Origin of the sequence: Flavobacterium sp. GT3P67 (assembly GCF_004349155.1) — a bacterium.
Classification (GTDB): Bacteria; Bacteroidota; Bacteroidia; order Flavobacteriales; family Flavobacteriaceae; genus Flavobacterium; species Flavobacterium ranwuense.
Window position 1 is genome coordinate 167,874 of record NZ_SMLF01000002.1, and the last position, 24,623, is coordinate 192,496.

Consider the following 24,623-nt stretch of genomic DNA (forward strand, 5'->3'; position numbering starts at 1 on the left):
TTGTAGGGTTATGGTGAGGTTAAAAAAAAGTAGTTTAACCGAAATATAGGGATTGTAACGATGAATATTGTCGCTTTTACTTTATTTTTTTAGGTTTGATTGATGTAGCCCCAAAAGGTTTAGTAAAGGAGTACACGATTTATTATGATGAAAATAAATAAATATATATATTGGGTTTTATCAATTTTTTTATTGACACTTTATTCGTGTTCAACTGATACTGACGGTAGTGCAAAATTGCTAAAGAAGGTTGTTGAGACTTCAGCGCAAGGTACTGTAGGAACAACGTTATTTACTTATAATGGAACTGAAATAGTTAGTATTGAAGGAGCTCAGAAACGTACTGATTTTACATACACGGATGGTTTAATCACAAAAAGTGTAACGCTAAATAAAACATATCAGCTTATTGAGACTATTGAATATAGTTATCTGGAGGGTAAATTGGTTGAAGCGGAGTCTTTAGGGAATTACAGAATAAATTACATTTATAATTCAGATAAAACCGTTTCTTATCAAAAATTCACCATTGGTTCAGGGAATCAGGAAGTAAAAGAATTTCACGGAACATTGTATTTTGAAAACGAAAATCTCATCAAAGAGGAAAGGATATTCGATAATACCGCATCAGGTGTTTTGTCAAAATATAGTGTGAGTTTTGATTATGATTCTAAGCATAATCCGCTGTATAATATATTGGGATACAAAAAACTATTGGAATATAATGAAGGAATTTCGTCAAATAATAGTTTAATAAGTACAGTAATTACAAGTGTTTCTAAAGACAATCAAATAACATCCTCCGCTAATTTTTATAAAAGTTCTTTTAAATACGATTTAGATAATTACCCAACGGAACAGGTTTCAGAAAATGCTATTGCTACTAATGGAAATGTCGGTTATCTGAAATCAGAATACTTCTACTAAGAAAATATTTATTTTATAACAACCCTTTCAGCAAATTAAACTCTGAAAGGGTTTTTTAATTTAAAATGTGTCTGATGAATGAAAAAAGAGTGAAAGAGTATTTAATTCGCTAAAATTATTCAAATTTGTAGTAAATAAAATAAAAATGCAATTCAGGACCCCAATACCCATTTCTAAAAGTAATCATCCTTTAGATTACAATTCAAAGATTGTCTCTTTAGGTTCTTGTTTTGCAGAAAATATTTCTGAAAAATTCCAATATTTTAAATTTCAAAACGCCACAAATCCTTTCGGGATAATTTTTAATCCGGTTTCTATGGAGAAAATTATCGATAAAGCCATACATGCAACTTTATTCACGGAAGAAGATGTTTTTTTCTATAACGAACGATGGCATTGTTTTGATGTGCATTCGGATTTGAGTAATTCAAATAAAGAGGATTTATTAGCATCTTTAAACACAATACTTGAATCAACAAAACTGCAATTACATCAAGCTTCTCATGTTATTATCACATATGGAACATCATGGGTCTATCGAAATATTGAAAGCGATTCTATTGTGGCCAATTGTCATAAAGTGCCACAAAAGAAGTTTCAGAAAGAATTGCTTTCGTTTGAAACGATAAAAGAAAGTCTGGTAAAGACAACCAAATTAATTCACTCGGTAAATCCTGATTGCAACATCATTTTCACGGTTTCGCCGGTACGTCACTTAAAAGACGGTTTTGTCGAAAATCAAGTAAGTAAAGCGCATTTAATTGCTGCAATTCATAGTTTTCTGAATTCTGATCACTGCAAACTGATCACTGAATGCTTTCCTTCTTATGAAATCATGATGGATGAACTTCGGGATTATCGGTTTTATGCCGAAGATATGTTGCATCCCAATCAAGTGGCGATAGACTATATTTGGAAACGTTTCAAGGAAGCTTTTATTTCTGAGACTGCTTTTGCTACGATGGAAGAAGTGGAGAATATTCAAAAAAGTTTGTCTCACAGACCTTTTAACCCTGATTCAGAAAGTCACCTGAAGTTCGAATCGAAATTGAAAGAAAAAATCACTAAATTGGTTTCACAATATTCATTCATGAAATTTTAATTATGCTTAGAAGAATACTTATTGGAATAGGAATTATGGTTGGAATATTTTTATTGTTCAAATTTTGCGACTTTAAGAAAAACGATGATGACGATATCAGTTACAACACGAATCTCATTCAGCAACAAATTGTAAACGTAGGGAAATTGGTGGTTACGGAAGGCCACTTCTCAGAAGTGATAACCTATAAGAACCAGCAGAAATACCTGTTAGACATGATTTCTTTCGAGAAAAAAGCACTCATTGTAGTCAATGCTGATGTAACGGTGGCTTATGATTTGCACAAAATGAAATACGATATCGATGAAAAAAATAAAACTATCACAATTATTAGTATTCCAAAAGAAGAAATAAAAATAAGTCCGGATATTCAGTTTTATAATGTGGAACAAAGCAAATTGAACCCTTTTACCGGTGATGATTACAATAAAATAAACAAATCGGTAAAAGCGAATTTGGCCAAGAAAATTGAAAAATCGTCCTTGAAAACAAATGCTCAAAACCGACTAATAAGTGAATTGTCTAAAATATTAATTCTGACCAATACGATGGGTTGGAAATTACAATACGATGGAAAAGTAATCGAAAGCGAAAAAGATTTCGGTCAGCAAATAAAATTATAATTTAAGAAATGAACCGCAGATTAACAGATTTTAGATAACTCTACTAATTTGCGAATCTGCGATTCATTTTTTTTTAAGCTTTCTCTTTATCGAAAATCAAATCCAAACCTCCAGTTATCAAATGGGCTACTTCGGGTCTTTTTTCTTTTAATTGATCAAGATAGGCCATTATTTCCTGTAGTAATTGTGGTTCGTTTCTGTCTTTCAAAAGTTCCGTGATTTCAACAGCTAACAACCAATCGTTTGGATGATTGTTACATAATTTATCAAAAATTGGTGCCAAAGAAGTTTCTGTGTCCTTGGTTTCTCTACTATTTCTAACCGTTTGGTATAAAACCTCTAAATCATCACGTTCCGCGGTATGTTTCGCCTTGATTGTTTTGCTTGTAGGAACATGTGAAATCAAATCAAAACTATTCACATCAGCAGGGCCTGAAAAAGCAGAAACCACTTTTTTACCAACAGCCATGTCATAAATTCCCCATTGCGGTTGAAACAAAATAGTTTCTCCATGGGTTACGGTACAATTTTTTAAACTGATCAGAATAATTTCTCCGTGCAGGTTTCTCGATCCGGTAATAATTTCCCCTTTCACGGTAATTTCCCCTTCAAATTCCAGCGTTACAATTTGATTTTCAGTAATTGAATAGGCACTTAAATCTCTAGGACTCATGTCTTCAATCGCAAGATTTATTCCTTTTAGTTTTCCAATAGGACTTCCAAAACCTTCTGTATGTTTGATTGTTCCATGACCCACTAACTCTTTTTCTCTATATGATAAAGCTGTTTTGCCCGTTGTTTGGATATAAACGGGTTTTCCTTCTTCTTCGATAACATTGGTGAATACTCCTGAAATTTGAATCCCGGTGCTCAATTCAATTGTGCCTAAAGCATTTGAATGGATCAATTTATTAATTCCTGATAATCCTCCGGTACGCAACGCCATTTTATTGGCAAATTCCTCTAAAACCAAGCTTAAATAAGCAAAATCTGGAGTGACGTAAAGTTGCGGTTGCAGTTTAGTAATGTCAAAACTTTGGTTAGCTGCCGATAGGTCGTAAGGGATTTTCTTTACATTATCCGTCATGCACCAGGCACTTTCCCCAATAGACGAAAGCAGTCCGGCACCGTATATTTTTGGATTGTCAATAGTTCCAATCAAACCATATTCCACGGTCCACCAATGTAGGTTTCTGATTTGCGCCATTTCCGATAATTCACCCATATTGTTCTGCAAATCTTCCACTGCTTTTTCGGCAGCATCAATATCGGCTTGTGGGGTATCTTCGGCTTCTTTCAGGATAGAAAGCAGTCGGATGGCTTCATACATTTGGTAATCTTTGTGCGAAGAAATCGCTTTGCAGCCTATCTCCCCAAAACGACGCAGGTATTCCGCATATTCAGGATTGGCAATAATGGGCGCGTGACCGGCACCTTCGTGAATAATATCCGGTGCAGGCGTGTATTCTATGTGTTCGAGTTGGCGAATATCAGAGGCAATTACAAGGACATTATATGCCTGAAATTCCATGAAAGCATTTGGTGGAATAAATCCGTCAACCGCCACAGCAGCCCAACCAATTTCGGTCAGAATACGATTCATGCCGTACATGCTGGGAATGTTGTCGACTTCGATTCCCGTTTTTTTCAAACCTTCCAAGTAGGAACTATGTGCCACTTTTGATAAATAATCTACATTTTTGCGCATCACATAACGCCAAACCGCTTGGTTTATGGGCGTGTAATCGCTATAATCCTGAGGTTTAATGAATTGTTTTAAGTGCTTTGGCAATCGGTCTAATAACGGATTGCTTTCTATGGTTGAGTTCATATCGAAAACGTTGTAGTTCAACTGCAAAAGTACGAATTTCAGGAGCTATTTCCCGCTTTTCATTGCAAGTTTTTGTGAACTCGTTTGTTTTTCTACTGTTGTGGCAAGAGCTTCCTCTGGTCGCTTTGCCACAACAAGAAAAACTAAAACGGCTTTCACAAAAAGCTTTTCATTGCAATCTGGGCTAGGGACGTAGTGGTGTAATTTAAGATTAGGTTTCATTTAAGTTGAATTCAGCAGCATTCAGTCATTGCGAGGAACGAAGCAATCACACTAAAATATTTCTCAAAGAAATTCCGCTCAGTTTTTCATTCCCGTTTAGGCCTATAAAAATTTTAAAGCTGTTAGTACAGCAATAGAAATTGCTATAGCAATCCAATTTTTTTTGGTTGGGTTGTATTTTTGCTTGAATTCTATATTATTTAATAGTACTACGATTGTTGTAATAGCAACTGCAATTATCCCTAAAATAAATTTAGAAATCAAATCCAACTCATTAGGATTGCTTTGGTTTAATCTGTAAGAATTGATTATTAATATAATTGTAAACATACACCAAGTTGTAACGCTCATAACCCAGCCTTTCGATAGGTTTTTGATTAAAAGTATTGCTGATGAAATGGCAATAAGTGATACAATTACTAGAGTTCCATTTTTTCTAAAGGCCATTTGAACAATACTCTGATGGTCCACTAATGGGTTTCTCCATAAAAAACTATAATATTCAGTACATGTTATGTAGACAAAAAACAATATCAGAAATCCACAACAAATCTGAATTCCTGATAGAATAAGTTCAAATACTCTCCAATTATGTTTCATTGAGTTCCGCTAAATTAAACATTTTGTATTCTCATTTTTGTTGGCACAGAATACAATCCTGCGCCAACGGTATTGTGGATTAAAAAATCTTTTTGGATTTACTATTTCACCAACTCAAACACCAAAATTTGCGTTTTCTGTTTGTCTGAAAAATTATTATCCGAAACAAAAATTATCGAGCGGTTGCCATTGGCTAAATTTGGTCCAAAAGTAAGTCCTTCGATATTATCAATAAAAATTCCCAAATCATCCATGTTTAGAATCAGTTTTTTAGAAGCTAATTCCAATTTTTGGATTTGGAATGAAGGATGATTTTTAACATTAGTTGCTTTTTTCAAATCACACAGAAATACTTTTATCGTGCAAGCTTGCGTACCGGTAGAGTAGGAACGTTCCACAACCAGCAATTGGTTTTTACCATAATACTGTATCGCTGAAACTCCATTTACAGCAAAAGAGCCTTTTGGGTCGGGCTCATGTGCAATGGGTTCCGGTTGGTACCCGTATTGGGCGGTGTTCTTTTTTGTTTTTGCATTAAATTGATACAATCTAATCAAACCTCCTATGCTGGTATTGGCTTTGTCGCCATCTTCAAATAAAGGTTCTTCAATGTTGGTATAGATTTTTTTATACTTTTTGTCAAAAGTAATTCCTTCTAAAGTTCCATTATTTCTCGGACCTTTTTCCAGTTTCTGCATTTTTAAATTTTCCGATAATGTGACATTGCCAAGAAAATCACCTTTTAAATCCATGAAATTTATTGATGGATTTTGTAAAACTTCTTTATCTGCAGTAATCACTCGAGCACCTTCGCTACTCCAAACCAAAGTGTTCGTTTTTGGATTGAATCGGATATCTTCTGGATCTGCTGAAGTAGTTGGTGTTGTGGTCCAATTGCCATACACTTTTCCGATTTCATTTTTTAAAGTACTAACACTTTGGAAATGGATACTTTCTAATTTATTTTCGACCAAACGAATTTTTGCGGTGTAAAATCGGGAATCATTAGTCTTGGATCTGTCATCACTTATCAAGTAATACAAATCGTTTTTTGCATCATAATCGATTCCGGATAAACCGCCCACTTTTGTATTCTGAAAAGTTTCATCAAAGGGAATTTCAATCGAACTGATTAGTTTTAAACTGGGAATTTGTTTGTTTTCAGCGGTCTGTTTTAGATTAGAGCAAGAAAGAAGAACAGCTTGTAAAACAACAAGAAATAAAAATTTACGCATGAAAGAATGTGTTACTATTTGCAAAAGTGAACTGATGTATTGATTAAAAAGCTGCTGTAAAAACTACGGATTGTTAATTTTATTTTTTTTCGGCATTGCGGAAATACTCAATTTTGTAGTTGAACATTTCAGCCATATTTTTGGCGCGTAGTTTCGCTTCTTCGGCCAATGGACCTGCAAATAAACTATCAGTAGTTTCCGTGAAAATTTCCATCCAACGCTCAAAATGTTCTTTGGCAACCGGCAATTGTTTGTGTGGTGGAAATGGGCTTCCGGAATAAGAGTGTACTTCGAGTAAAATAGTTTGCCAGAAACGATACATTTTTTCCAGATGATCGGGCCAGTTATTGCCTATTTTTTCGTTGAATATGGGTCCAATAAAGCTGTCTTTTTGAACTTTAGAATAAAAAGTGTCAACAAGTAATTTGATGTCTTCCAAGTTGGTAATATCCGTGAGTGTTGTCATGATTGGGTGTAAAAAAGCCTACACAAAGGTAGGCCTTTATGCTGAAAATGGATAATTCTTTTTACCCAATTAAATGCGTAAATAAATCTTGTTTTTCGTTGAGGTATTTAAACTCAAAACCTTTGTTCATCATCTGGGATTTGATGGATAAAATGTCATTTTTGTTTTTTAGTTCTAATCCAACTACTGCGGGGCCTACCTCACGACTGTTCTTTTTGGTAAACTGAAAATAGGTAATGTCATCATCAGGGCCTAAAATATCATTTACAAATTCCTTTAATGCACCAGGACGTTGCGGAAATTGAATCATGAAATAATGCATTAATCCTTCATACAGCAAAGAGCGTTCCTTTATTTCGGCAGTTCTTTCAATGTCATTGTTACTTCCACTGACGATGCAAACTACAGTTTTGCCTTTTATTTGGTCTTTATAAAAGTCCAAAGCAGCAATGGTTAACGCCCCGGCAGGTTCAACAACCATGGCTTCTTCATTATACAATCGCAAAATGGTGGTGCATACTTTCCCTTCAGGAACCAGAATGATATCATCTAAATTTTTACGGCAAATTTCAAAAGTGAGGTCACCTACCTGTTTTACCGCTGCGCCATCCACAAATTTGTCAATAGTTTCCAGAGGTGTGTTTTTGCCATTGGCAATTGCCGTTTTCATCGAGGGCGCACCTTCGGGTTCTACACCAATAATTTTGGTATTGGAGCTCAACTGTTTAAAAACCTCCGAAAGTCCAGCCGCCAATCCGCCACCGCCAATAGGGATAAATACATAATCGATAGGGTCCTTAAACGATTCTAGAATCTCTAATCCGACTGTACCTTGACCTGCAATGACTTTTACGTCATCAAACGGGTGAATAAAAGCTTTGTTGCTTTGCGTTGCGTCTGCTACTGCTTTTGCATAAGCGTCATCAAAAGTATCTCCTGTTAAAACAATTTCTACGTATGATTTTCCAAACAACTGCACTTGTTTTACTTTTTGCTTAGGCGTTGTTTTAGGCATGTAAATCTTGCCCATTATTTTTAGCAGATTACAAGAATAAGCCACTCCTTGTGCATGGTTCCCTGCGCTGGCACAAACAATACCTTGTTTTTTTTCCTGTTCTGTAAGAGCACTCATTTTGTTGTAGGCTCCCCTGATTTTGTAGGAACGAACGATTTGTAAATCTTCACGTTTTAACAGGATGGTTGATTCGAATTCATCGGAAAGATTCAGGTTTTCTGTCAATGGAGTAGCAGGAACCACTCCTTGTAACTGATTTTTTGCCGCTACTACTTCTTTAAATATATTCATGGTCGTTGTTTTCTAGTCTTTAATTTTTTTTTTGATATAAAAAAACCTCCCGATGTGGGAGGTTTGATAAATTGTATATTGCTTACTTATTTATATAACACCTCGCCATTATTGTTGAATTACAATAATGTTAATAGCGATAATAATGTTATTTAAGTTGTTCATTGTTTTTGTTTGAGCTGCAAATATATAGATTGTCTGATAAGATCATATCAAATGTTTATTTTTTTGAAGCCGAAGGTGGGAATTGTTCTAAAATTTTTGCCACAAATTCATTGATTTGTTTTTCTTTTTCATTGCGGTTTTCAGTCAAATATCCAACTCCTTCTCCTTGCCAAACCAATTCTTTTTTCTTGGCATCTATTAAATCAATATACAATGTTCCTTCGGTTGAAGACGAAACATACGTACTGCGTCCTCCCCAGAAATAAGGATTCCATCCGTAACCCCATCCATAACCCCAACCGGCATTGTATTGGTTCACGTCAATTTTTTCTCTTTCTTTGGTGAGAATGTTAATCAGCAAATCTGGATTTTCACTTTTGGTCATCCCTTTTCTGCTAAGTTCTCGGTCGATAGCATTAAGTATTCTTTTCTTATCCAATTCTGAAATTTCAACTCGATCGATGCCTTTTTTATGAAAAGCATACGTTTTATATTGACTGAAATCTACATTATTATCATAATCTGAATATACTTTTACGGAACTGCAAGAGGCAATTACGAAAAGTAGAAATACGGGAAGGAATTTTATTGCTTTCATGGTGTGATTATTTGATTACTATATGTTTACTAAAGATACACTCAAATTTTTTAAAAATCCAACAAATTGTCGGCTACTATATTAGGGATGGTCACTTTCAATAAAGGTTGCGTCTCCATCGCTCTTTTTATGGCAAATAGTGCTCCGTCATTTCTAGCCCAGCTTCTTCTGGATATTCCGTTATTGACATCCCAGAAAAGCATTGATGCTAAACGTCTCGAAGCTTCTTTAGATCCATCAAGAACCATACCAAATCCACCGTTAATTACCTCGCCCCAGCCAACACCACCGCCATTGTGAATGGATACCCAAGTGGCACCTCTAAAGCTGTCACCAATAACATTTTGTATCGCCATATCAGCCGTAAAACGGGAGCCGTCATAAATATTAGAAGTCTCTCTGTACGGGGAATCCGTGCCGGAAACATCGTGGTGATCCCTGCCCAAAACTACTGTTCCTATTTCGCCTTTGGCAATAGCCTGATTAAAAGCTTCGGCAATTTTTACACGACCTTCGGCATCAGCATAAAGAATTCGGGCTTGTGAGCCTACGACCAGTTTGTTTTCCTGAGCACCTTTTATCCAGTGAATGTTATCCTGCATTTGCTGCTGTATTTCTTCAGGAGCCGTTTTTGCCATTTCTTCCAAAACTTGACAAGCAATAGCATCTGTTTTGGCTAAATCGTCCGGTTTTCCCGAAGCACAAACCCAACGGAAAGGTCCAAAGCCGTAATCAAAACACATAGGTCCCATAATATCCTGTACATAACTTGGATACCTGAAATCGATATAATTTTCGGCCATAATATCGGCACCGGCACGGGAAGCTTCTAGCAAGAAAGCATTTCCATAATCGAAGAAATAGGTTCCTTTTGCAGTGTGTTTGTTAATTGCAGTTGTGTGTCTGCGTAACGTTTCCTGTACTTTTTCTTTGAATAAATCTGGATTGTTGGCCATCATTTCGTTGGCTTCTTCAAACGAAATACCAATTGGATAATAGCCTCCAGCCCAAGGATTATGCAAAGAGGTTTGATCCGATCCTAAATCAATATGAATATTTTCCTGATCAAATTTTTCCCAAATATCGACCACGTTTCCTAGATACCCGATAGAAACGATTTCTTTATTGGCTTGTGCCGAAGCGACTCGTTGCACCAATTCATCTATGTCTTCAACCACTTCGTTTATCCAGCCTTGACTGCGGCGAATATGCGTTATTTTTGCATTTACTTCGGCACAAACGGTGATGCAACCGGCAATATTTCCGGCTTTCGGTTGTGCGCCACTCATTCCGCCCAAACCAGAGGTTACAAATAAACCACCTTTTGGACTGCGTTTTATTTTACGAAAACCATTCAAAACGGTAATGGTTGTTCCGTGTACGATTCCTTGCGGACCGATATACATGTAACTTCCGGCAGTCATTTGTCCGTATTGCGAAACACCCAATGCATTCATTTTTTCCCAATCGTCCGGTTTAGAATAATTAGGGATTACCATTCCGTTGGTTACTACTACTCTAGGAGCTTCTTTATGTGATGGAAACAATCCCATCGGATGTCCGGAATACATCGTCAAGGTTTGCTCATCGGTCATTTCCGATAAGTATTGCATCGTCAAAAGATATTGTGCCCAGTTTTGAAAAACAGCTCCATTCCCGCCGTATGTAATCAATTCATGCGGATGTTGCGCCACAGCATAATCGAGATTATTTTGAATCATCAGCATGATGGCTTTGGATTGCTCACATTTTCCGGGATATTCGGCAATAGGTCTTGCGTACATTTTATAATCCGGACGCAAGCGGTACATATAAATACGACCATACGTTTCCAATTCTTCCGAGAATTCTTTTATTAATTCAGCGTGGTGATGTGGTTCAAAATAGCGTAGGGCGTTTCGTAACGCTAGTTTTTTCTCTTCGTTCGAAAGGATTTCTTTCCGTTTTGGAGCGTGATTGATGTCTACTTCGTATGGTTTCGGTTTTGGTAAAACCGATGGAATTCCTTGTTGTATTTGTTCTTGAAAAGTCATGTTTTTTTATTGAAAAATTTAAATATTGAAAAATTTAAAGAAATAGCAATGTTTTCTACATTTTTATGTCTTCAAATTAACTCATTTTCGAATTGTATTTATACTCGATTCGCATTTTGTTCCTTATTTTAGTTAAGGAATACAGCCAATAAAAAAAACGACTATGGATAACGGATATCCGATCTATGGTAGGATTTGTATATTTTAATCCTATACTTTAATGATTGATTATCCATGTTTTAGGGTTAGTTGATTTTGTGATTGAATACTGTAAACTGCTATCTGAAAACTGTTTACTTTTTATTCGTTCCTGTTTTTTTATCAAATCCATAAGGACAATGACGACAACCACTCTTACAGCAATAACCACGTTTTAAATGGTGTTTTTCAGTAAAACATTTATAGCCTTCAGGTGTGTAATAGAAATCTTCGCCTTCTATTAATTTATTTTCATTACTTTGGTCAATCATATTTGGGATTATTCGATTGTAAAATTCATGAAATCAACTCAAACGATTGAGTTTTTCATTAAATAGAACCATTTTATTATTACAAATTTATAAATTTTATAGCGAATGTTTCTGATTGTTGCTAAATATTTAATTCCTAAAGGCTATCACGGACTAACTGTATTTCCTTTTGTGTTTGTAAAATATGGTATAGATAAAGAGAATGCTATTTTTATCAACCATGAAAAAATTCATCTTCGGCAACAACTGGAGCTTTTAATACTACCTTTTTTTGCTTGGTATCTGTTAGAATATTTTGTTCGCTTGTTTCAGTATAAAAACACCAATTTGGCCTATAGTAATATCAGTTTTGAAAGAGAAGCTTACGCTAATGAATCTAATTTTGAATATCTAAAAAGCAGACCCTTTTTAGGTTTTGTGAAATATTTATACTTAAAAAATAAGTAGTGCTTGTCAAAACCATTTTAGAACTTAATGTATTTTGATGTTACCTTCGATTGCATTTTGCTGTCTCGTATTTATTGACCTAAAACAATTATACAGTATTAACTTATAGGTTGTTAAATGCTTTTTATTTAAAATCCTGAAGTATTTAATCATTTTTGCTTAATTTTTTAATTATAGGAAATAACATATTTAAAACATTAAAAACATGTATTTAGTCGGTTATTTATACTTTTTGTCGACATTTATGTTGACTCCTATCCTGTTTTTTTGTAGTTTTAGTGAAATTAACTCAAAACAGATTTTTTTGACTAAAATCCTTGATTAAGAATATTTTTTTTAGACCTTTTTAAAGTTCAAGAGATTTCATTTTTTATAATTAAAATAATATTACTAAAATAAAATGTCTCATAAAAAAATGTGATTTTAGATGAAAATTTAATAAGCAAGCTTATGAATTCAAAATTACTTAAAATAGCATTGTTGATTGTTACTGGATTCTTTTTACAGAACGGTGCCAATGCCCAGATGTATATAAGTCCTAATAGTTACGTTTTTGCGAATAACGAAGTCGTTTTTATAAAACAGCAATTAGAGTTAAATGCTGCCAACAGTAATTTCTATTTAAGGAAGGATGCCCAGTTGGTTCAAGGTTCTACGTCAGCCGGAGCAAATAAAGGACTTGGGAGTTTATCTGTTTTTCAAGAAGGAACTACAAACAATTTTCAATTTGATTATTGGTGTTCTCCAGTTGGAGGCAGTAATGCAACTGCAGGAAACACTGCTTTTGGAATTACTCAGCTTAAAGATATTGTAAACTTGACAAATAGTAATAATTCAACACCTTTGGCAATGAACAATTATAATGGGACGGCCAGCCCATTTGCAATTGCACCTTATTGGATTTTTAAGTTAACCGCCACGTCCAGTTATTCAGATTGGATTCAGGTAGGAGCAACTTCAGGTGTAAATGCAGGAGAAGGATTTACGATGAAAGGGAGTTCAGGAACTAATTTAACTACAGTAAATGGAGTTCAAAATAATCCTGGAGGCAAACAGAGATATGATTTTAGAGGTAAGCCAAATGATGGAACTATTTCTATTCCAGTTGCATTTGAGCAATTTACATTGACAGGAAATCCCTATCCATCTGCCATAGATTTATCTGCTTTTTTAATTGCACAAACACATTGCACCGGAATTGCTTATTTCTGGGAACAGGATGGAACAGTTGATTCTCATTACATTGCAAATTACAAAGGCGGATATGGCGCTTTTTCTCCAGGTGATATTACTACTAATGGTATATACGTACCGGCTACTTTTTATTCGTACGATGGTTCTGGAAATGAAGGATCGGCTTCCGGTACAGGAGGAAGTTATGAAAGACGTTTTTCTCCTATTGGGCAAGGATTCATGATTGATGGACTTGTAAATGGAACTGTAGAAATGAAAAATAGCTACAGGGTTTTTGTTAAAGAAGATGTTTTGAATTATTCTCAATTTGAAAAAAATATAAATTCAAATAAAACAAAGACCACTTCTACTTACATGTCAGATATTGCATCAGTATCCGGATTTGATTATAAAACGGTAAGTACTGCACCAACGCCGCAAATACGATTTAATACCTTATTGAACAATCAAGGAATTCGTCAAATTGTTTTGGCATTTATTCCTGGAGCTACTGATGGGGTTGATCGTGCAATGGATGCAATATCTTCCAGTGATGATAGTCCGGCCGATGTTTACTTTGTAATAGACGATGAAGAATATCTTATAAACGCAGTGAATTTTGATATTGATAAAAAAATTCCAATAGGTTTTAAAAATACTGATCAAGCCAATTTTAAGATTACAGTAAAAGGAATGTTGAATTTCACAGGTACCAATGCCGTTTATTTACACGATAAAGCAACTGATTTATATCATGACATCAAAAACGATTTTTATGATTTGACATTGCCGGCAGGAGTAAACAACGCACAGTTTGAAATTACGTTTAAAAACAATACTACTTTAGGATTTGACGAAACATCACGTCAAAGTTTTGTGGTTTATCAAAATAATACCACTAAAAACCTAATAATTAGTAATCCTTTATTAGTGGATCTTGCTTCTTGTAATTTATATGATGTTGCCGGAAAATTAATTTTCAATAAAAAAGATTTAGGTTCAAATTCCTCTTATACTTTTTCTACTTCGGGACTTAGTGATGGGATTTATATCGTTAAAATAGCCACTAAAGATAAAAATGAAGTTGGTCAAAAAATAATTATCAGAAAATAGAGTGAATATAAAAGAAACGAAATGCAATCTTTAGAGGTTGCATTTTTATTAGATATAATTTTACCTTTGTGCCAAAATCACTTAGCTTGAATCAACATCTAACAACTCTGTTTCCAAACGCCATTTCAGTAGCCATCAAACGGGAAGATTTGATTCATCCTTTTGTTTCCGGAAATAAATTCAGAAAGCTGAAATACAATTTGCTGCAAGCAAAAACGGAGCATTATGAAACGCTGCTTACTTTTGGAGGTGCTTTTTCGAATCATATAGCGGCAGTGGCTTTTGCAGGAAAAGAGAAAGGATTTAAAACCATCGGAATTATTCGTGGGGATGAGTTAGGGAGTAAAATATCGGAGAATCCCACATTGTCATTCGCTCAAAATTGCGGAATGCAACTGGAATTTATTTCAAGGGAGAAGTACCGATTGAAAAGCGAACTTTCTTTTTTAGAGAACTTAAAACAGCAATTTGGGGACTTTTATCTAATACCTGAAGGCGGGACAAATGCGTTAGCCATCAAAGGTTGTCAAGAGATTCTAACTCCGGGAGACGCTGAATTTGATTATATTTGTTGCTCAATAGGAACTGGCGGAACCATTTCAGGAATTATTAACAGTGTTTTGCCTCACCAAAAAGTTTTAGGATTTCCCGCTTTGAAAGGTGATTTTTTGAAAGAGGAAATTCGTAATTTTGCCCAAAATGAAAACTGGGAGTTAATTACCGAGTATCATTTTGGAGGTTACGGAAAAGTAAATGAAGCCTTAATCGAATTTATCAATCAGTTTTACAAGGAAAATCAAATTCCCTTGGATCCTATTTATACGGGAAAGATGGTTTTTGGCGTTATAGATTTAATTCAAAAAAACTATTTTCCTGCCAAATCAAAAATTTTACTAATTCATACGGGTGGAATTCAGGGAATTCAAGGAATGAATGTGAAATTAAGAAACAAACAATTACCAACAATAGATATCTATGTTTAAAAAAATCCTACTGCTTCTTACCATAATTACTTTGATAGGTTGTAATGCCACAAAACCTGTTATTGTAACAAAGAAATCTCCTTTAAAACCAAAATCAGAAGTCGTTCGCACGATTAAAAAAATAGCTGCGTCAAGCTCTAATACAGCAAAAACAACTGTTGCAAAACCTGTAAAAAAAGAACAAAGTAATCGTGAAACAGAAGTAATCGTTTCAACATCAAAAACAGTAGTCACAAATGATGTTGTCGTATCTTATATTTCTAAATTTAAAGAAATTGCGATGGGAAACATGAAGAATTATGGGATTCCCGCAAGTATTATTTTAGCTCAGGGGATTTTAGAATCAGGTGCAGGAAGAGGAGATTTAGCAATAAGTGCTAATAATCATTTTGGAATAAAATGTCATGCAGGATGGACAGGAGAAAGCGTTAAGCACGACGATGATGCTGATCAGGAATGCTTTAGAAAATACGATAATCCTTCAGAATCATTCAAAGATCACGCTTTATTTTTAACGGGAAGAAGCAGGTATTCTAAACTATTCGGATTCTCAAAAGGCGATTATAAAGCTTGGGCAAAAGGCTTAAGAGCGGCAGGGTATGCCACAGATCCTAAATATCCAGATAAGTTGATTTCTTATATTGAGCGCTACAATTTGCACGAGTATGACAATCAGGTTTTAGATGTTAATTATGTGTCTAATGAAAAAGAGATGGTTGAGGAATTAACTATAGAATCCAGAAAGACAATCAGTCAAGACTTATTTTCATACGTTGTTCAAAAAGGGGATACGCTTTATTCCATTTCAAAAAAATTCGATTTAAAAGTCGATGATTTAAAACAAAAAAATAATCTTTCTGACAGTATATTATCGATTGGACAGAGATTGGTAGTAAAATAATTAAAAAATAACTATAACTCATAATTCATAAATGTTGTATAAAAGAAGCAGTCAGCTTTTTGCTGAAGCAGAAAAAGTAATTCCGGGAGGTGTAAATTCACCAGTGAGAGCTTTTAAAGCAGTGGGTGGAACTCCAATTTTTGTCAAAAGTGCTAAAGGTGCTTATTTGTATGATGAAGATGGAAACCGTTTGATTGACTATATCAATTCTTGGGGTCCAATGATTTTAGGACACGCTTACGAACCGGTAGTACAAGCCGTGATTGAGAAAGCAAAATTAGGAACCTCTTTTGGGATGCCAACAGAATTGGAAACTCAAATTGCAGCTTTGGCTGTTGCTATGGTTCCGAATATCGATAAAATCAGATTTGTAAACTCAGGTACTGAAGCATGTATGAGCGCTGTAAGGCTGGCTCGTGGATTTACTAAAAGAGACAAAATAATAAAATTTGCAGGTTGTTACCATGGTCATTCGGATTCGTTTTTAATCCAAGCGGGAAGTGGAGCAATTACTTTTGGTTCACCAAACAGTCCGGGAGTAACAGCAGGAACGGCAAAGGATACTTTACTTGCAAAATACAATGATTTAGATAATGTAGCCACTTTAATTGAAGCGAATAAAAATGAAATTGCAGCCATAATCGTGGAGCCTGTTGCGGGGAACATGGGCTGTATTCCACCAAATAAAGGCTTTTTGGAAGGCTTGCGCCAATTGTGTACCGATAACGGAATTCTATTGATTTTTGATGAGGTGATGACTGGATTCAGACTCGCAAGAGGCGGTGTTCAGGAATTATTTAATATAACTGCTGATATTGTTTGCTTCGGGAAAGTAATCGGTGGAGGATTGCCTGTTGGTGCTTTTGCCGCCCGTGCAGAAATTATGAATTATCTGGCTCCGTTAGGTCCCGTTTATCAAGCAGGAACATTGTCAGGAAATCCATTGGCAATGGCAGCAGGATTAGCGATGTTACAAGCATTAGATGCTGATCGTGCTATTTTTAAAAGATTAGAAGAGAAAACAGCATATTTGGCTGCAGGAATTGATAAAGTTTTAAAAGCAAATGATGTTGCATTTACAATCAACAGCATTGGATCTATGATTTCGGTTCATTTTGATGCCGCTCCGGTTGTAGACTTTCAAACAGCTGCAAATGGCGATAATGAAACCTTCAAGAAATTCTTTCACGGATTATTGCAAGAAGGAATTTATATTGCGCCGTCTGCTTATGAAACATGGTTTATAACCGATGCATTAACGTATGAGGATTTAGATTTCACCATTCGAGCTATAGATAAAGTATCGAAAACATTTTAAATAAAAAAAGCCCCAATTGGGGCTTTTTTTATGAAATAAGATGAAATATTTCAAGTGAATGGATTATTTTTTATCACCCATTTCTGCTGGTTTTCTATCTTTATGATGTATCATTCTTTTTTTTATTCCGTGATGTTTTTTTCCTTTCATGTCATCCCATTTTTTATATTGTTCTGATGTAAGAATTTTTTTCATTCTTTCTTTCATAACAATTTGTTCGTCTAACATTTTGTTTTTTTTAGCAAAAAGTTCGTCAGAAGTTAGTTTTTTAGCCGAATCTTTAGTTGCTTTTCGTTCTGCCATTCTAGCTTCTCTTTTGGCACTTTGTTCTGCAATGATTGTACTCATTTCTTTTTGTTGTGAAGCATTCAAATCTAATTCCAGAGTCATTTTTTTTAACTGCAATTGATTTCTTTGCTCAGGTGTCAATTGCTCCATTTGGGTGCGCTCTGGTCTTGCTTTTTTTTCTTGTGCAAAGCTTGTCATTCCGACAACTAATAATGCAGTGATAAATAATTTTTTCATTTGTATTGTTTTAAGTTTTATGCATATAGGACAAGAATAGTCATAAAAAGTTTAATCGTTAACAAAAAATTATCGTTTGGATTTAATAGTAAATGAATATTTGTAGTAGCTATTTTTGTATAGAAAATACCAAAAAAGTAGCTTTTATTGTTGCTAAAACATGATATTTATTAGTTTTTATAAAGTTTAATTTTTCAACTTTTTGATGTTATTTATTTAAATTATTTTGGATGACAATACTTTATTTTGAATTTGGTAAACAAGATTATTCTATTTAAAACATTTTTTATGACCTAATGATTTAGTAAATTCGCACCGTGAAAAAAATCGTATTCATAATTGTATTAATCATGCTTGTAAAGCCAATTCTACCGGTTTTAGAGTATGTCGTGAATTATGAATATATTTCGAAAGTACTTTGTATCAATAAGGACAAACCTAAAATGCAATGTAACGGAAAATGTCATTTGATGAAAGAATTGGCTAAAGCTTCTGATGCTGAAAAGCCTCTTTCTTCCAATAAAAAAGGAACTTCTCAAATACTTGACGTACTCATTTTTGAGGAAATCAAATCTTTCGTAATTACACCCGTTTGTTTTGGTAACAAAGAAAAAATAAACTCATACTATTCTAATTTATACTTTCACTTGAATAGTGCTTCAGTATTTCATCCACCCCCTTTCATTTCTTAAATTTTTATGCACGTAGTGTGCTTTTCTTGTCTGTTTTATGCAACGGATGAGATTCTGTTTGCTTTTTTTGGAAAAAAATCGTCCAAAAAAGGCATGCAAATCAATACCTAAATTTAAAATAAAAAAACTAAAGAAATGAAATTTCAATTAAAAAATATACTAGCTGTACTAGCTATTGCCATAACAATGTTTTCTTGTTCAAATGATGATAATGAAGCGATTACTGGTGAAGGAAACCTTAAATTAGAATTTGACAATACCTATAAAACGGCTGATTTTGCCATGAATACTAATTATACAAATTCTAATGCTGAGGTTGTTGCTGTTTCGAAAGCGATGTATATTGTGAGTAACATTGTCTTGACAAAAGAAGATGGGACAACCTTTACCTATCCAAAAAGCCAAAGCTATTTTATCGTGGATGAAGCAACGCCTGCAACATTAGTATTGAATCTTTCCAATATTCCTGCAGGAAATTATACTAAAGTAAAATACGGAATAGGAGTTGATAAAACGCAATGGGAAGCGGGAGCAACCGGTCAAGGGGACTTTTTGGCGAAAGCCCAAACCGCAGGAATGATGTGGTCATGGAGTGCCGGCTATAAGTTTGTGGCTTTCGAAGGAACTTTTACTTCATCCACTGTGTCAACAGCAAAACAATTTAAAGTGCACACCGGACAAACTGGAACAGATTATAATTACACCGAAGTGACGCTAGATTTTCCTAAAATTGCTTTGGTAAGAACTACAATTACACCTCAGGTTCACATTATGGCCGACTTGTCTCAGCTTATTGATGGTGCCAATAAAATCAGTCTTTCAGAAGCCGCAACTGTTATGGGCGGGGCTAAATTAGCATTGGTTACTGCTAATGTTTCCTCTATGTTTACAATAGACCATGTGCATAACGACTAAATTTTAATGCAATAGCGGTTGGTTTTTTGCCTGACCGCTTTTTATAAAAATATAAAAAATGAAAGCACAATATATACTGTTGCTCATTTTGCCGTTGCTGTGGTCTTGCTCTAATGATAATGCCGAGGAATATCAGAATCTTCCATTAGACTTTCAAGTGCCGTCTAATTTTCCGGTTTTGGCGTATGATTTAGCAAATAATCCACCAACAGAAAAAGGATTCGAACTCGGAAAAAAGCTTTTTTATGACGGGCGTTTGGCTTCGGATGGAATTGTTTCCTGCGGATTTTGTCACATTCAGGAAGACGCTTTTACGCATCATGGACACACTTTTAGTCATGGTGTTGATGACGCTATTGGAACACGAAACACGCCACCAATTCAGAATTTGGCTTATCAAACCACTTTTATGTATGATGGAGCAACGACACATTTAGATCTGCAGCCTATTATTCCGTTTACGAGTCCCATTGAAATGAATGGCGATTTTGCGAATGCCATCACTATGATGAAAGACGATCCAGCGTACCAAAAGCTATTTAAAAATGCTTTCACCGATGGACAAATCAATTCCGAAAACATGCTCAAAGCCTTGGGACAATTTATGGTTATGGTCACGTCCTCGAATTCCCGTTTTGACAAGTACCGCCGCAACGAATCTGGCGGAACACTAACCCAAGACGAAAGAGATGGATACGCAATTTTTAATCAAAAATGTGCCAGCTGTCACGCTACGGATTTGTTTACTGATAATTCTTTCAGAAATAACGGTTTGCAAGTGAATCCTGCTATCGATGATGTCGGTCGTTTTCGTGTAACTGAGCTACCTCAGGACAAGTACAAATTTAAAGTACCAAGTCTTAGAAACATAGAAAAAACGGCGCCTTATATGCATGATGGACGGCTATTTACGCTGGAAGCCGTCATAGAGCATTACAATTCCGGAGTAGTGAATTCAGCTACTTTAGACCCAATTTTATATAAAAACGGGTCACTCGGCATTCCTTTAACAACAAATGAAAAAATAAAAATAATCGCTTTTCTAAAAACATTGACGGACACGCAATATCTAACGGATAAACGTTTTTCCGAATATTAATTTCCGAAGCTATTTCCTGCTGTACACTACAAGTCCTCGCGAAAAAAGCCGTTTTTCTAAGTTCTGAAAAGGGCTTCCTTTGGTCGCTTTTTCAGGACAAGGAAAACAAGCTTTTTCGCTCTGGGCTTTCCGTTTCCATCAGGGCTAAAAACAACAAATATGAAAAAATACGCACTACTATTTCTGCTGCTTTTTCAATTGGCAAACGCCACCGAAAAAGACAGTTTAAACACTGTTAATCCATTTGTAAAATACCATTCGTTTCTTGAAGAAGAGGATTTTTGTGATGCTTGCGGTTGCTCAGCCAGCGGTGGAAGCATGGGATTTACATCGATGTTAAATTCTAATTTTGTCGGGATACGGTATTTCAATCAACAGTACAAATCCATGGATGGTTTGTACAGCAATTCGCCTTGGTACAAGGAAAATTTCAACACCGTTCAGGCTTGGGGCAGAATTCCAGTTAGCGAGACTGTTCAGGTTTCGGCTTTAATTCCGTATCATTTTCATGAGAGAGAAACGGCAACAGGCAATAAAAGTATAAATGGAATTGGTGATATTACGGTTTTGGCGATGTATCGTTTGTATCAAACCCACAAAGACAGTACTTTTTTGGTGCATACGTTGCAATTAGGAGGTGGGATAAAAGCGCCAACGGGAAAATTTAACGAAGCTAATTCCGGAAGTATAAATCCAAGTTTTCAGGTAGGAACGGGAAGTTGGGATTATCTTTTGGCTACCGAATATGTCGTTAAAAGAAAGCAGTTTGGTTTGAATTTCATGCTAAATTATGTGATAAAAACCGAAAATCAAAAGAACTACCGTTTTGGAAATCAGTTGAATTATGCAGGAACTTTTTTCTATTTATACGAGAAAAATAGCTTTTCTATAGTTCCACAACTTGGTTTTGCGGGCGAAGTCTATGAAAGCAATTATCAGCACAATCAAAAATTGAAAAACACAAATGGAGATATTCTTTTCGGGAAAATTGGTTTAGAAGTAGGGAAGGAAAGACTTTCTTTTGGAGCCAATGCCATGTTACCTATCAATCAAAACCTTACGGGTGGCAATGTAGAAGCTAATTATCGTTGGAGTATCAATTTGAATTACAGTTTGTAAAATAGAAAAAGGAGTTTCGATTGAAACTCCTTTTTTTATAAATATATTTTATCGAATAAAATTATTCTTTCAGTCGACACGCTTTGCTATCGCCATTAACGACAACTTCAGTCAATCCTAAAGAAGATAAATTTTTCATGGCTTTGTCCCATTTTTTACCGCTCAATTCCGATTTTATTTTTAAAAGACCAAAATCCATTTGGTTTTCATTTCCTTGTAATAGCGAGACAATTAATTTCTCATCCTCTTCCAGTTCAATTTTAACTTGAGTTTTCTCTGGTCGCATTTGTGGGAACAACAATACTTCTTGAATAGAAGCATTATTTGTCAAATACATAATCAATCGGTCCATTCCAATTCCCATTCCAGATGTTGGAGGCATTCCGTATTCTAAAGCTCTCAAGAAATCCTCATCAATAGTTCCGGTAGCTTCATCATCTCCTTTTTCAGCCAATCTCATTTGGTCTTCAAAACGTTCTCTTTGGTCAATTGGGTCATTCAATTCAGAATAGGCGTTTGCAACTTCTTTACCGCAAATCATTAGCTCAAAACGCTCTGTCAATTCCGGGTTGTCACGGTGTTGTTTACAAAGCGGAGACATTTCTTTTGGATAATCCGTGATGTAAGTAGGCTGAATATAATTTCCTTCGCATTTAGCGCCAAAGATTTCATCAATCAGTTTTCCTTTCCCCATGGTTTTATCCACGTCAATTCCCATTCCTCTGGCAGCGTCAAATAACTCTGTTTCACTTTTTCCTGAAATATCAAATCCTGTAAAATGTTTGATGGAGTCCGTCATTGTAACGCGAGCATAAGGCGCTTTAAAATTGATGGTATGTTCCCCAAAAATTACTTCTGAACTTCCATTTACGGCAATTGCGCAATGTTCCAAAAGGTCTTCGGCAAATTTCATCATCCAGTTGTAGTCTTTGTAGGCTACATATATTTCCATGGCGGTAAATTCCGGGTTGTGTGTACGGTCCATCCCTTCATTACGGAAGTTTTTTGAAAACTCATAAACCCCTTCAAAACCACCAACAATTAATCTTTTTAAGTACAATTCGTTTGCAATACGCATATAAAGCGGGATGTCAAGCGAGTTGTGGTGCGTGATAAAAGGGCGCGCTGCAGCTCCACCGGGAATCGGTTGCAGGACAGGCGTTTCTACCTCTAAATAACCTTTATCGTTAAAGAAAGAACGCATCGCATTAAACAATTTAGTTCTTTTGATAAAGGTTTGTTTCACGTGATCGTTCACGGTCAAATCCACGTAACGACGACGGTATCTTTGTTCTGGATCAGCAAAAGCATCGTGTGTTTTTCCATCAGCATCCGTTTTTACTACTGGAAGTGGTTTTAAGGCTTTCGCCAAAACCGTCAATCCATAAACATGAACCGAGATTTCACCTACTTGCGTTTTAAAAACTGTTCCACGAACCCCAATAAAATCTCCAATGTCCAATAGTTTTTTGAAAACTACATTGTACATCGTTTTCTCCTCATCAGTCGAAATATCATCTCTAGAAACATATACTTGAATGCGTCCTTCAGCATCTTTCAATTCCGCAAATGAGGCCTTTCCCATGATACGTTTACCCATCAAACGACCTGCTAAGACAACCTCTTTTCCTTCGTATTTCTCGAAATCAGCAAGGATTTCGCTGGAATATGCTGTTGTGATAAATTCGGCTGCAGGATAAGGTTCGATGCCTAAATTGCGTAATTCTGTAAGTGCTTCTCTACGTAGAGTTTCTTGTTCGGATAATGCCATTTTATTCTGATTTTAAGAGCGCAAAGATACTGTATAAGTAGCAAAGTAGCAAAGTGCTAACCGTTTTTTGGAGCTATTTCCAGCTTTGCGCTACAATCTTTTTATTTTTAAAGTAAAAATAAAAAGGATTTTCACTGTACTCTGGGCTAGGGATTGTAGTTCTTAATTTACATTTGGTGAAAATCACGATTCAAAATTATAGAAATTGAAAAATAAAATTTACGCTTTGTTGTTTTTAGGATTACTCGCTACAAGTTGTCAAATCACCGAAACCATCCATTTAAATCAGGACGGAACGGGGAAAATAGAAACCGAATCACTTCGAGACGAACACAGTTATATGCAAGTAGCGGGTGAAAATTATTCGAAAGAAGAAAAATTCGAGGATACAACTTACGTTTTCAAGGATTTTATAACGAAATATTCGGAAACATTTTCAAAACTTCCAGCATCCGAAAAAGCTATTTTTCAAAAATATGCAACCGTTAACGTTCACATCAAGAAAAGTTCTTACGAGAAAGAATTTCGAACAACAATCAGTCAAAATTTTAATACAATAGAGGAAGTTGCGGATTTATACAAAACCGAAGAATATGCAGATGATATAGAAAATAATTATGCATTGGTTGCCGAAGAGCATTATTATTCAGTCAGCTACACTTTTGACGGAAGTCTTTTTAAAAGGACAGTGGAAATTACAGATGCAGTTGAGCTAAAAAAACAGCAGGATAAAATTGAAGGATACAAAACTCAAATTTCTAAATCTAAAATCACGCAGCTTTATGTTTTAAAGTATCATTTTCCCAGAAAAATAAAGACAGTGTCAAATACAAAAGCAAAAATCAGTGTGGACAAAAAATCATTGGAATTGCAATTTTTAATAATGGATTTTTTGGTAAATCCGGAGAGTACTAATCTGGAAGTTATTTTAGAGTAACTTCATTGGAAGTTTTTCTTGACTGTAACTTCTCTTAAAAACTTTGTACCTT

At 35.2% G+C, this 24,623-nt stretch carries 24 protein-coding genes; 13 read left to right on the forward strand and 11 right to left on the reverse strand.

Annotated elements, in window-relative coordinates; all coding sequences use genetic code 11:
* The first annotated feature begins 144 nt into the window (after positions 1-144).
* The 3 genes from E0H99_RS05295 to E0H99_RS05305 all read left to right on the forward strand — a co-directional run bounded on the left by E0H99_RS05295 (position 145) and on the right by E0H99_RS05305 (position 2,652).
* Positions 145-927: a hypothetical protein gene (locus E0H99_RS05295; protein WP_240723445.1), complete on the forward strand. Its 783-nt coding sequence runs from the start codon at positions 145-147 to the stop codon at positions 925-927.
* Positions 928-1,072: 145 nt separating this feature from the next.
* Positions 1,073-2,029, forward strand: coding sequence for a GSCFA domain-containing protein (locus E0H99_RS05300; RefSeq protein ID WP_131992046.1), 957 nt, complete (start codon positions 1,073-1,075; stop codon positions 2,027-2,029).
* Positions 2,030-2,031: 2 nt separating this feature from the next.
* Complete coding sequence (locus tag E0H99_RS05305) at positions 2,032-2,652, forward strand: DUF4230 domain-containing protein (protein WP_131992049.1); 621 nt, start codon at positions 2,032-2,034, stop codon at positions 2,650-2,652.
* Positions 2,653-2,725: 73 nt separating this feature from the next.
* On the opposite strand, the gene E0H99_RS05310 is transcribed toward E0H99_RS05305, so the two are convergent.
* From E0H99_RS05310 to E0H99_RS17165, 9 genes are all read right to left on the reverse strand, one after another.
* The gene (locus E0H99_RS05310; RefSeq protein WP_131992052.1) at positions 2,726-4,483 is read right to left on the reverse strand and encodes an aromatic amino acid hydroxylase; all 1,758 of its coding nucleotides are present in this window, start codon (positions 4,481-4,483) and stop codon (positions 2,726-2,728) included.
* Positions 4,484-4,528: 45 nt separating this feature from the next.
* The gene (locus tag E0H99_RS17160; RefSeq protein ID WP_165930256.1) at positions 4,529-4,705 is read right to left on the reverse strand and encodes a hypothetical protein; all 177 of its coding nucleotides are present in this window, start codon (positions 4,703-4,705) and stop codon (positions 4,529-4,531) included.
* A 102-nt stretch (positions 4,706-4,807) separates the two neighbouring features.
* Complete coding sequence (locus E0H99_RS05315) at positions 4,808-5,305, reverse strand: hypothetical protein (protein ID WP_131992055.1); 498 nt, start codon at positions 5,303-5,305, stop codon at positions 4,808-4,810.
* Between the two features lie 101 nt (positions 5,306-5,406).
* A complete protein-coding gene (locus tag E0H99_RS05320) occupies positions 5,407-6,540 on the reverse strand; it encodes an esterase-like activity of phytase family protein (protein ID WP_131992057.1) in 1,134 nt (377 codons plus the stop codon).
* 79 nt (positions 6,541-6,619) lie between these two features.
* Positions 6,620-7,006 (reverse strand): group III truncated hemoglobin, encoded by a 387-nt coding sequence (locus E0H99_RS05325; protein WP_131916735.1) that lies wholly within the window; start codon positions 7,004-7,006, stop codon positions 6,620-6,622.
* Positions 7,007-7,067: 61 nt separating this feature from the next.
* Entirely contained in the window at positions 7,068-8,312 is a 1,245-nt protein-coding gene (ilvA, locus tag E0H99_RS05330; protein WP_131992060.1) for a threonine ammonia-lyase IlvA, read from the reverse strand.
* Positions 8,313-8,532: 220 nt separating this feature from the next.
* Positions 8,533-9,075, reverse strand: coding sequence for a DUF4136 domain-containing protein (locus E0H99_RS05335; protein ID WP_131992063.1), 543 nt, complete (start codon positions 9,073-9,075; stop codon positions 8,533-8,535).
* Between the two features lie 50 nt (positions 9,076-9,125).
* Positions 9,126-11,108 (reverse strand): urocanate hydratase, encoded by a 1,983-nt coding sequence (locus E0H99_RS05340; protein WP_131992066.1) that lies wholly within the window; start codon positions 11,106-11,108, stop codon positions 9,126-9,128.
* Between the two features lie 293 nt (positions 11,109-11,401).
* Entirely contained in the window at positions 11,402-11,578 is a 177-nt protein-coding gene (locus tag E0H99_RS17165; protein ID WP_158634650.1) for a DUF5522 domain-containing protein, read from the reverse strand.
* A gap of 105 nt (positions 11,579-11,683) precedes the next feature.
* Between E0H99_RS17165 and E0H99_RS05345 the strand changes: the two genes are divergently transcribed.
* The 5 genes from E0H99_RS05345 to hemL all read left to right on the forward strand — a co-directional run bounded on the left by E0H99_RS05345 (position 11,684) and on the right by hemL (position 17,513).
* Entirely contained in the window at positions 11,684-12,025 is a 342-nt protein-coding gene (locus E0H99_RS05345; protein WP_131992069.1) for a hypothetical protein, read from the forward strand.
* Between the two features lie 450 nt (positions 12,026-12,475).
* Positions 12,476-14,311 (forward strand): T9SS type A sorting domain-containing protein, encoded by a 1,836-nt coding sequence (locus tag E0H99_RS05350; protein WP_131992072.1) that lies wholly within the window; start codon positions 12,476-12,478, stop codon positions 14,309-14,311.
* A gap of 86 nt (positions 14,312-14,397) precedes the next feature.
* Positions 14,398-15,294 carry a 1-aminocyclopropane-1-carboxylate deaminase/D-cysteine desulfhydrase gene (locus E0H99_RS05355; protein ID WP_131992075.1) on the forward strand — a complete coding sequence of 299 codons (897 nt, stop codon included), beginning with the start codon at positions 14,398-14,400 and terminating at the stop codon, positions 15,292-15,294.
* On the forward strand, positions 15,287-16,195 hold the full coding sequence (locus tag E0H99_RS05360; protein WP_131992078.1) for a glucosaminidase domain-containing protein: 909 nt from the start codon (positions 15,287-15,289) through the stop codon (positions 16,193-16,195). Before E0H99_RS05355 ends, E0H99_RS05360 begins: the two co-directional genes overlap by 8 nt.
* Before the next feature lie 31 nt (positions 16,196-16,226).
* Complete coding sequence (gene hemL, locus E0H99_RS05365; protein WP_131992081.1) at positions 16,227-17,513, forward strand: glutamate-1-semialdehyde 2,1-aminomutase; 1,287 nt, start codon at positions 16,227-16,229, stop codon at positions 17,511-17,513.
* Positions 17,514-17,576: 63 nt separating this feature from the next.
* Here hemL and E0H99_RS05370 read toward each other — a convergent pair whose 3' ends face one another.
* Entirely contained in the window at positions 17,577-18,038 is a 462-nt protein-coding gene (locus E0H99_RS05370) for a hypothetical protein (RefSeq protein ID WP_131992084.1), read from the reverse strand.
* 317 nt (positions 18,039-18,355) lie between these two features.
* On the opposite strand from E0H99_RS05370, the gene E0H99_RS05375 reads away from it, so the two are divergent.
* The 4 genes from E0H99_RS05375 (at position 18,356) to E0H99_RS05390 (ending at position 21,863) form a co-directional block, all read left to right on the forward strand.
* Positions 18,356-18,730, forward strand: coding sequence for a hypothetical protein (locus tag E0H99_RS05375; protein WP_235832084.1), 375 nt, complete (start codon positions 18,356-18,358; stop codon positions 18,728-18,730).
* A gap of 135 nt (positions 18,731-18,865) precedes the next feature.
* Positions 18,866-19,645 carry an MbnP family protein gene (locus E0H99_RS05380; RefSeq protein WP_131992087.1) on the forward strand — a complete coding sequence of 260 codons (780 nt, stop codon included), beginning with the start codon at positions 18,866-18,868 and terminating at the stop codon, positions 19,643-19,645.
* Between the two features lie 58 nt (positions 19,646-19,703).
* Positions 19,704-20,744: a cytochrome-c peroxidase gene (locus E0H99_RS05385; protein WP_131992090.1), complete on the forward strand. Its 1,041-nt coding sequence runs from the start codon at positions 19,704-19,706 to the stop codon at positions 20,742-20,744.
* Positions 20,745-20,903: 159 nt separating this feature from the next.
* The gene (locus tag E0H99_RS05390) at positions 20,904-21,863 is read left to right on the forward strand and encodes a transporter (protein ID WP_131992093.1); all 960 of its coding nucleotides are present in this window, start codon (positions 20,904-20,906) and stop codon (positions 21,861-21,863) included.
* Between the two features lie 61 nt (positions 21,864-21,924).
* Here the strand turns inward: E0H99_RS05390 and lysS are convergent, their stop codons facing one another.
* A complete protein-coding gene (gene lysS, locus E0H99_RS05395; RefSeq protein WP_131992096.1) occupies positions 21,925-23,634 on the reverse strand; it encodes a lysine--tRNA ligase in 1,710 nt (569 codons plus the stop codon).
* A gap of 205 nt (positions 23,635-23,839) precedes the next feature.
* Here lysS and E0H99_RS05400 point away from each other — a divergent pair, with 205 nt between their 5' ends.
* The gene (locus tag E0H99_RS05400; RefSeq protein ID WP_240723446.1) at positions 23,840-24,571 is read left to right on the forward strand and encodes a hypothetical protein; all 732 of its coding nucleotides are present in this window, start codon (positions 23,840-23,842) and stop codon (positions 24,569-24,571) included.
* Positions 24,572-24,623: the final 52 nt, after the last annotated feature.

What these genes read in the sequence shown, in the direction of transcription:
- E0H99_RS05345 (WP_131992069.1), top strand. Translation starts at nt 11,684, where the DNA reads ATGTTTCTGATTGTTGCTAAATATTTAATTCCTAAAGGCTATCACGGA.
- E0H99_RS05335 (WP_131992063.1), bottom strand. Translation starts at nt 9,075, where the DNA reads ATGAAAGCAATAAAATTCCTTCCCGTATTTCTACTTTTCGTAATTGCC.
- lysS (WP_131992096.1), bottom strand. Translation starts at nt 23,634, where the DNA reads ATGGCATTATCCGAACAAGAAACTCTACGTAGAGAAGCACTTACAGAA.
- E0H99_RS05340 (WP_131992066.1), bottom strand. Translation starts at nt 11,108, where the DNA reads ATGACTTTTCAAGAACAAATACAACAAGGAATTCCATCGGTTTTACCA.
- E0H99_RS05325 (WP_131916735.1), bottom strand. Translation starts at nt 7,006, where the DNA reads ATGACAACACTCACGGATATTACCAACTTGGAAGACATCAAATTACTT.
- E0H99_RS05310 (WP_131992052.1), bottom strand. Translation starts at nt 4,483, where the DNA reads ATGAACTCAACCATAGAAAGCAATCCGTTATTAGACCGATTGCCAAAG.
- E0H99_RS05300 (WP_131992046.1), top strand. Translation starts at nt 1,073, where the DNA reads ATGCAATTCAGGACCCCAATACCCATTTCTAAAAGTAATCATCCTTTA.
- E0H99_RS17165 (WP_158634650.1), bottom strand. Translation starts at nt 11,578, where the DNA reads ATGATTGACCAAAGTAATGAAAATAAATTAATAGAAGGCGAAGATTTC.
- E0H99_RS17160 (WP_165930256.1), bottom strand. Translation starts at nt 4,705, where the DNA reads ATGAAACCTAATCTTAAATTACACCACTACGTCCCTAGCCCAGATTGC.
- ilvA (WP_131992060.1), bottom strand. Translation starts at nt 8,312, where the DNA reads ATGAATATATTTAAAGAAGTAGTAGCGGCAAAAAATCAGTTACAAGGA.
- E0H99_RS05370 (WP_131992084.1), bottom strand. Translation starts at nt 18,038, where the DNA reads ATGAAAAAATTATTTATCACTGCATTATTAGTTGTCGGAATGACAAGC.
- E0H99_RS05380 (WP_131992087.1), top strand. Translation starts at nt 18,866, where the DNA reads ATGAAATTTCAATTAAAAAATATACTAGCTGTACTAGCTATTGCCATA.
- E0H99_RS05315 (WP_131992055.1), bottom strand. Translation starts at nt 5,305, where the DNA reads ATGAAACATAATTGGAGAGTATTTGAACTTATTCTATCAGGAATTCAG.
- hemL (WP_131992081.1), top strand. Translation starts at nt 16,227, where the DNA reads ATGTTGTATAAAAGAAGCAGTCAGCTTTTTGCTGAAGCAGAAAAAGTA.
- E0H99_RS05350 (WP_131992072.1), top strand. Translation starts at nt 12,476, where the DNA reads ATGAATTCAAAATTACTTAAAATAGCATTGTTGATTGTTACTGGATTC.
- E0H99_RS05305 (WP_131992049.1), top strand. Translation starts at nt 2,032, where the DNA reads ATGCTTAGAAGAATACTTATTGGAATAGGAATTATGGTTGGAATATTT.
- E0H99_RS05385 (WP_131992090.1), top strand. Translation starts at nt 19,704, where the DNA reads ATGAAAGCACAATATATACTGTTGCTCATTTTGCCGTTGCTGTGGTCT.
- E0H99_RS05320 (WP_131992057.1), bottom strand. Translation starts at nt 6,540, where the DNA reads ATGCGTAAATTTTTATTTCTTGTTGTTTTACAAGCTGTTCTTCTTTCT.
- E0H99_RS05295 (WP_240723445.1), top strand. Translation starts at nt 145, where the DNA reads ATGATGAAAATAAATAAATATATATATTGGGTTTTATCAATTTTTTTA.
- E0H99_RS05360 (WP_131992078.1), top strand. Translation starts at nt 15,287, where the DNA reads ATGTTTAAAAAAATCCTACTGCTTCTTACCATAATTACTTTGATAGGT.
- E0H99_RS05390 (WP_131992093.1), top strand. Translation starts at nt 20,904, where the DNA reads ATGAAAAAATACGCACTACTATTTCTGCTGCTTTTTCAATTGGCAAAC.